Origin of the sequence: Faecalibacillus faecis (assembly GCF_003024675.1) — a bacterium.
Classification (GTDB): Bacteria; Bacillota_I; Bacilli_A; order Erysipelotrichales; family Coprobacillaceae; genus Faecalibacillus; species Faecalibacillus faecis.
The window spans coordinates 21,034-27,456 of the sequence record NZ_PYLP01000022.1 but is presented as its reverse complement, the minus strand read 5'-3'; the positions used below and the strand labels follow the sequence as shown (position 1 = coordinate 27,456).

The window sequence follows — 6,423 nt, the reverse complement described above, 5'->3', positions numbered from 1 at the left end:
ATCGTCATCAAAAAGTCCAAGATTTCTGATTGTACGATGTTTAACCTTTCCATCTTCACGATAAGATTCAACAATTGAGATAAAAGAGGTATTTGGACGACCTCTATTATTTTTTACAACTTTTACAAACATAACATCACCATCCTATACTACAAATATATAATAAATATATTTAAATTAAAAGTAATAAGATTATATACCCTATACTACATAAAAAGAAATATGAGATACTATTATAAAAAAAGGATAAAAATAAAAAGACATGAACCTAAGATTATATCTTAAGTTCATGCCATTGGGTGAAAAATTCACCCTTTTAAAGTTATGCACTTAACATTTTATTAGCAAGTTTTTTAGCAACGATAACTAATAATACAGCAACAGCAGCAAGAATAGCTGAACCAATGAATCCCATCACATAAGATCCAGTAGCATCAAAGAAGCTTGCGGAAATCTTAGGACCAACGAAAGCCCCAATACCATAACCAATAAAGATTAAACCATAGTTTCTATTATAGTATTTAGAACCAAAGATTGTTTTAACCATTGGTGCGAAAACAACAAGTAATCCACCAAAAGAGAAACCAACTAAAGCAATGCATGCAACAAAGTAAGCAAATGAATGAGCTATTGTTAGCATAAGCATTGAAATACCATTTAAAATTAAGACAAGAATTAAAGAATTCCATCCTTTTAACTTATCATAAATAACACCAAATGATAAACGACCAAACATATTAAATAAAGTCATTAAACTTACACATAAAGCAGCATCCATAGCTGATAAACCGATTTGAGTTTGTGCGATTGGTGATGTTGCTGAAACCATCATTGTTCCTGCAGCATTAGCAAAAATAAACATAACTAATAATACCCAGAAGATAGGAGTTTTAACCATTTGAGGAATATTATAATCTTTTGTATGTAATTCTTTACTTTGTTGTTCACTTGGAACCCAACCTTCAGGAGTCCATCCATCAGGACAAGGAACGATCATCCAAGCAACAGCTCCAACACCGATTAAGAATACAACACCTAAAATTTTACAAGCCATTGGTGCTCCAAAATTATCAATTAACATTTGAGCAATAGGTGACATAATGAAAGGACCACAAGCAGCTCCAGCTTGAACTAAACCAGAAATAGAACCACTTTTATCTGGGAACCATTTTAAAGCTGTAGGTAAACATGCAGGATAAATTGTTCCAGCACCAGCACCAGCAATGACACCATAAGCAATATATAAGAATGGAATAGATGAAGCAAAACCAGTTAAGATCCATCCTCCAGCAAATAAGACTAAACCAATATAGATTGCAACTCTTGGTTGTAATTTTTCAGCTAAAATACCACCAAGGAAACCTACTGCACAGTAGATAAACATATAAATTGTGTATGCCATTGAAAAATCTGAATTACTCCATCCAAATTGGTTACAAAATGGCAAACAGAATAAACTAAAGAAGGCAGTGGCAGAAGTGAATAAACTTTGAATCCAAACCCCTGCAAAAACACGCCAACGTGTTGCTTTTGTAATTTTCATATTCTTTTTCTCCCTTTATTATTGTAAAGTACCTAAATCAAGTGGTACGCCTTGTCCGTTGAATTTACCAGCTTCTCTACTTGTTCCTAACCAGTAAACCATACTAGCAATATCTTCTACTTCAAGGAATGGCACACCAGCATACATTTCTTCAACAGATTTGAAATCTTTACCAGTTAAATCATTAATGAATTTAACATAATCCATTGTTTCACACATTGGAGTTTTAACTTTAGTAGGACATAAAGCGTTAACGATTATTCCTTTAGAACCCACTTCTTTAGCAAGAGTTTTAGTTAAACCTAAGATACCCCATTTACTCATACAATAAGTAGCTAATTGTGGAGTACCATATAAACCAGAAGTTGATGAAATATTAATGATACGACCAAATCCTTGTTTTAACATATATTTAGTGGCATATTTATCAGTACGCCAAGTACCAATTAAGTTAATATCCATTACTTTTTCGACTTGTTCATCAGTTAACTCCCAAGTATAACCGAAGTTAATAATACCAGCATTTGCAATCACAACATCTAAACGACCAAATGTTTCCCAAACTGAAGCAAATAATGCTTCCATATCTTCAGTAGAAGTAATGTTTGCTTTTTTAGCTAAAACTTTTGCTCCTTTAGCTTCACAACTAGCAATTGTTTCTTTAAATGCTTCATGAGATGGATCTAACATATCAGCTAAAACAACATTAAATCCGTTTTCAGCATATTTGTAGGCATGAGCACGACCTTGCCCCATTGCTCCACCTGTAATAAGAACAACTTTTTTTTCTTCCATAATTTTTCTCTCCCTTTGTTATTTATTTGACATTGTATGTTATTTTTTTAACAAAGTCATTTTAAACTCTCAAACGATTTGAGAGTCAATAGGGTAAAAAAGTATCAAATAAGGTCAAAAAAGAAGAAAATATGTTATAATTTGGTGAAAACTTTAAAACAATTTGAAGGTTGGGGGATTATGTACAATACATATACAATTGGAGAACTTGCAAAAATATTAGGAATTACAGCCGAAACAATTCGTTATTATGAAAGAAAAGAGATTATTGCACCAATTCATGATCAAGAAAGTGGCTATCGTTATTATACAACATGGGATCTTCATATGTTGATTCGTGCACGTTGTTATCTTGGCTTTGGTTTATCGATTGAAGAAACAGCGGGAATATTACAAAGTAAGTCTTTAGAAGAAATAGACGAATTATTAGAAAAACAAGAACAAATCATTGAAAAGAATATTATTTATCAAATGAATTTATTAAAAAGACTACGTACCAATCGAAAACTCATTAGTCGTAGTGAAAGCTTAAACTTTACTTTACAAAAAAGACCAGGTATTTATCGTATTGATACGCAAAAGTGTTATACAATTGATTTAAAGAAAGATGAAAGAGAAGAACTTAAAGATTTTTGTCAAAAGATTCCTTTTGTTTTTTCAACAGCGCTTTTTCCTCAAGAACATATCGAAAAGGGAAATAAAGAATTTTATTATGGAATAGGCGTAGAAGAAGAATTTGCGGGAGTGCTTGATATCAAGGAAAGTGAGTATGTTCATTATTATCCTGAACATCTTTGTCTTTATATGTCAATTTCTTCTCGTTCAAGTCAAATCTTAACGTATGAAGTGCTCAAACCAGCATTTGATTATATGGAAAAAAATAATTTACAACTTGCTGGGGATGTCATATCACAAGTTGTTTCAATGTGGAAACCAAAAGAAGAATATTTTAATTATCATAATATTTGGATTCCCATCAAATAAAAAAGCAATTTCGATTGAAATTGCTTTTTATCTTGTTCTTTGTAATGATTTTTTAAGAATAGAATCATCAATAAAACGAATATATGTTTCTAATGTTTTTTGTCCATAAGTAAAACGTAATTTTGTTTTCTTTGGATAAGTCACTCTTTTGATTTTTCTATAATCAAATAAAACACGACCAATTAAAACTTGTCTATGTCCAAAATAAATAATCCATTGAATCATTAAATAGAAAACAAAAGAATAAATCGTTAAGATATTTAATGGTAAATATACACTATCTACATCACCACTTAATAAGTGGGTAATCATGAAATAAACACAATACACGAACATCACTAAGTAAATAACGATAAGTACACCATAAAATACTTTTCCTTGTATGTTGACACCACAAACCATTGTGTCATCTTTTTTCTTTGTTTTAATAATTGTAGCGACGAAGTTGATAATTAAATATGTAATCCATACTAAAACAACAGCTACTAAAATAGGTAATAAATATTTTAAATCTCCCATAAAAGACGCTCCTTTAAATAATTACCTTATTATTATACAAGAAAAAACATAAATAGTATAGTTAAAAAATAATACAATATATCTTTATGTTATTATTAAGATGAAAGGTTAAAAAATAATGTAAATTACAAAAGAACTATTAGAAAATATTTTAGATGCTTATAGTTATGAAATTGTTTTTTTGTAGAGCGACAACATATTGTGAGTTATATGAATAAAATAGCCAAAGAACGCTATGGAAATCGTGCACAAATCAATCAAAGTTTATTCAACTGTCATAATGAAAGCTCTAAAGCTAAAATTGAAGAATTTTTAAAAAGAGCTGATACTGGTGAAAATGAAATATTTGAAACGTGTAATACAAAAACAGGCGAAAGAGAATTCTTTGTGCCTGTTCGTAATCATGATCAACAAGTTATTGGTTATTTTGAAAGACATGAAATGCCATGGGACGAAAATAATCCAGTAATCCCTGTAACAAAATATTGGACGCATAGAAAATAGTCCCATCTTCTTTTTTTTATGCGTAGTAGCGAGCATAGTATTCATCAAAAGTTAAACCACTTTTTTCAATTTTTTTGGCCAGTTTTTTACCAACATAGCGAATATGCCAAGCTTCATAACTGTAGCCAGTTAGATTTTCTTTATCTTTAGGATAGCGTAGAATAAAGCCATATTGGCTCAACTGATTTAAAAACCAAGTATATTGAGGATGTTTTTCAACGTCTTCAAATTTATATTGATCTAAAGCAATATCAAGACCTAAGCCTGTGGTATGTTCACTGTGACTAGGACGTGAGCACGTTTCATCGGCTCTTTCTACGCTATAAGTTTCTACCATATGATTATAGATTTCTTTTTGCCATGAAGTTGAGCGATAGCCAGAGGCAACATAAAGTTCAAATCCTTTATTGGTGCAGGCTTGTTTTAAGGCTTGAAAATCATTATAAACAACTTTTCGAGCAGTATGTTTACGATAAGGTGTCCCATAAGTTCCTGGGCTGGTATTGATTTCAACAAGATCACTTGGCTCATAATTTTCATCAAGTTGATAATATTTATTAACAAGAGTATTTAAAGCATTAGGATTTTCTTGTTTAATAATTTTTTGATAAAAATCATAATCACGATTCATATTTACAAGTGTATAGACTTCTTTTTTTGTTAAATCAGGATGTGATTTTTGATAGTTATTGTAGCGCTCTTTATATTCTTTATGATAATAACTGATAGTTGTTTTCTTTTTAGTTGATGTTTTTGTTTCTTTTTGTTTGGTTTTAGGAATGAAGAGAAGAAAACCTAAAATACATACAATAAGAAATACGAGAACTATTTGTTTTCTTTTCATATGAACCTCACATTTTTATTTTAATATCTTTATTATTAATTGTTTCTTGAATGTAAGTTTTAAATTCTTCAATAATATTTGGTTGATTTTTTAAAATCGTATGTTGACTTGCCAGTTCTTGCGTATAGTCTTGAAGTGGGTAAATAGTGACAACATCATCATTATAATGATTGATTAAAGGAATATAAGTGATATTTTCAATAGATATGTTGTTTGCTTTTTTAACGAAATCTAATGAAATCATACCTTCTAATTGATTATAAACACCTTTCATTGTACTTAAAAAATTTCCTAAAGAATAGATCACAAGTGTATTGTTGATTTTTTCAATAGGTTGAATTTGATGAGGATGATTTCCAATAACTACATCAACACCTAAATCAGCAAAATACTGAGCATATTCTTTTTGTAAATCAGAAATTTGAGAAATATCTTCTTTGCCCCAATGACAAGCAACGATAATGACATCACTTTGTTCCTTTGCCTTTTCAACATCTTCTTTAATTTGTTCTTTATCTAGTTGTCCTAATATATAAGGATATGTTTGAAGTTGATTGCGATATTGACGTTTTGTGGCTTCATTGACGCCAAACGTATAAGAAAGGAAACTGAAACGAATGCCGTTTTTTTCAATAACACGGATTGTTTGACGATCTTCTTGACTGTCATATAGTCCGGAAAAAAGAATATTAGATTGTTTTTTCCATAACTGTGCTGAAGAAATAAGGGCATCTTTTCCTAAATCCATTGAATGATTTGTCGCACCACTTACCATATTAAAACCTGTATCTTTTAAATCTTCAATAAGCGCTTCAGGAGAATTAAAATTAGGGTAACCTTTAATACCATATTGATTACCAGCAATCAAAGTTTCCTGATTGACATAAGCTAGATCATGTTGAGAAATATATTTTTTTACATTTTGATAACAAGGCTTAAAGTTATATGTATTTCCATTTCTTGCAAACTTGAAGACATTTTCATGAATGATATTGTCACCTACAGCAACCATAGAAACTGTCGGATCATCTGCATGTTTTTTAGCCTTTTTTATACTTGTACGAGGTTGAATAGTAGAATTGTCATAGGAAATAAGTGCACAAAGTGTAAAAATTAAAAAGGTAATAACACATGTTGTTAAAATAATTTTCTTCTTATTATACTTTTTCAAAATAACACATCCTTTTCTTTTGACTATATATGTATTATTATTGATTTGCTAATAAATAAACAT

At 30.1% G+C, this 6,423-nt stretch carries 7 protein-coding genes; 2 read left to right on the top strand and 5 right to left on the bottom strand.

The annotated features are described in order from the left end of the window. Positions 1-322: 322 nt before the first annotated feature. On the bottom strand, positions 323-1,543 hold the full coding sequence (locus tag C7U55_RS11875) for an L-lactate MFS transporter (RefSeq protein ID WP_106988745.1): 1,221 nt from the start codon (positions 1,541-1,543) through the stop codon (positions 323-325). 18 nt (positions 1,544-1,561) lie between these two features. Then, complete coding sequence (locus tag C7U55_RS11870) at positions 1,562-2,338, bottom strand: SDR family NAD(P)-dependent oxidoreductase (RefSeq protein WP_106988744.1); 777 nt, start codon at positions 2,336-2,338, stop codon at positions 1,562-1,564. A 180-nt stretch (positions 2,339-2,518) separates the two neighbouring features. Between C7U55_RS11870 and C7U55_RS11865 the strand changes: the two genes are divergently transcribed. Then, positions 2,519-3,322, top strand: a complete 804-nt coding sequence (locus C7U55_RS11865; RefSeq protein ID WP_106988743.1) for a MerR family transcriptional regulator — start codon at positions 2,519-2,521, stop codon at positions 3,320-3,322. Positions 3,323-3,349: 27 nt separating this feature from the next. Here the strand turns inward: C7U55_RS11865 and C7U55_RS11860 are convergent, their stop codons facing one another. Continuing rightward, entirely contained in the window at positions 3,350-3,841 is a 492-nt protein-coding gene (locus C7U55_RS11860) for a hypothetical protein (RefSeq protein ID WP_106988742.1), read from the bottom strand. A 210-nt stretch (positions 3,842-4,051) separates the two neighbouring features. Here C7U55_RS11860 and C7U55_RS11855 point away from each other — a divergent pair, with 210 nt between their 5' ends. Then, entirely contained in the window at positions 4,052-4,345 is a 294-nt protein-coding gene (locus C7U55_RS11855; RefSeq protein WP_227213554.1) for a hypothetical protein, read from the top strand. A gap of 16 nt (positions 4,346-4,361) precedes the next feature. Here C7U55_RS11855 and C7U55_RS11850 read toward each other — a convergent pair whose 3' ends face one another. Then, entirely contained in the window at positions 4,362-5,189 is an 828-nt protein-coding gene (locus C7U55_RS11850) for a M15 family metallopeptidase (protein ID WP_106988741.1), read from the bottom strand. Between the two features lie 7 nt (positions 5,190-5,196). Then, entirely contained in the window at positions 5,197-6,360 is a 1,164-nt protein-coding gene (locus C7U55_RS11845; protein ID WP_106988740.1) for a CapA family protein, read from the bottom strand. Positions 6,361-6,423 lie beyond the last annotated feature (63 nt).

Coding starts and splice junctions, on each gene's coding strand:
- C7U55_RS11870 (WP_106988744.1), bottom strand. CDS start 2,338: ATGGAAGAAAAAAAAGTTGTTCTTATTACAGGTGGAGCAATGGGGCAA.
- C7U55_RS11860 (WP_106988742.1), bottom strand. CDS start 3,841: ATGGGAGATTTAAAATATTTATTACCTATTTTAGTAGCTGTTGTTTTA.
- C7U55_RS11865 (WP_106988743.1), top strand. CDS start 2,519: ATGTACAATACATATACAATTGGAGAACTTGCAAAAATATTAGGAATT.
- C7U55_RS11850 (WP_106988741.1), bottom strand. CDS start 5,189: ATGAAAAGAAAACAAATAGTTCTCGTATTTCTTATTGTATGTATTTTA.
- C7U55_RS11875 (WP_106988745.1), bottom strand. CDS start 1,543: ATGAAAATTACAAAAGCAACACGTTGGCGTGTTTTTGCAGGGGTTTGG.
- C7U55_RS11855 (WP_227213554.1), top strand. CDS start 4,052: ATGAATAAAATAGCCAAAGAACGCTATGGAAATCGTGCACAAATCAAT.